At 39.7% G+C, this 756-nt stretch carries 2 protein-coding genes; both read left to right on the top strand.

The window, feature by feature from the left end:
* Positions 1 to 91 precede the first annotated feature (91 nt).
* The gene (locus tag BN3456_RS16110; RefSeq protein WP_242862757.1) at positions 92 to 439 is read left to right on the top strand and encodes a transposase; all 348 of its coding nucleotides are present in this window, start codon (positions 92 to 94) and stop codon (positions 437 to 439) included.
* The coding region (locus BN3456_RS16105) for an IS3 family transposase (RefSeq protein WP_242862756.1) at positions 390 to 756 on the top strand (367 nt) is incomplete at its 3' end. The genes BN3456_RS16110 and BN3456_RS16105, both read left to right, overlap by 50 nt.

Below are 756 nucleotides of genomic sequence, written 5' to 3'. Positions count from 1 at the left end.
TATAATGGTCTCATAATTTAAGACACTTTTTCGGACAGATTTTAATGAATCTGATATACTAAAACCAGTATGAAAGAAAGGATTCATTGCTATGTCCAGACAAAGAAGAAACTTTAGTGCTAAATTTAAATCAGACCTTGTAATCGAGCTGCTTAAGGGCGAGAAAGATCTCAATACCTTAGCAACTGAAAATAATATCCAGCCAAATCTACTCCGCAACTGGAAAAAAGAATTCCTTAACAATGCTTCTGCAATATTCGACGACAAACGTGAGGAAAACTTCAAAGACAAGCTTGCCGAAGAACGCAAGGAGAAAGCGGAGTATGCCAAAAAGGTTGGTCAGTTAACCATGCAGGTTGACTGGCTGAAAAAAAAATCTGAAGAACTTTGTGGACCTGACTACGAGAGTAAGTTTAGTCCAAAACCTTTTGACGACTAAAGAAATACCTGCTTCTGTTGGTGCAAAGCTTCTTGATATCAATCGCACAAGCATTTATTACAAGGGCAATCCAGTATCAGAAGAAGAATTGACGTGTAAAGAGATTATTGATCATCTTCACACCGAAAATCCGACCTGGGGTACAAGACAAATGTCTGCACAGCTCAAAGCACGTGGATACCTTGTAGGTCGCCGCAAGGCACGTCGCTACATGAATGAAATGGACATCTTTCCAATTTATCCAAAGATGAACCTATCAAAACGAATGCAGCAGGCAAAGGTATGCCCTTATCTTCTTCGTAACGCCGTCATAGATG

The sequence above is a fragment of the Clostridium sp. C105KSO13 genome, assembly GCF_001517425.1.
In the GTDB taxonomy this organism is placed as follows: domain Bacteria; phylum Bacillota; class Clostridia; order Lachnospirales; family Lachnospiraceae; genus Muricomes.
Note: the sequence above shows the minus strand (reverse complement) of the source record. Positions and strands in the feature narration are given on the sequence as shown.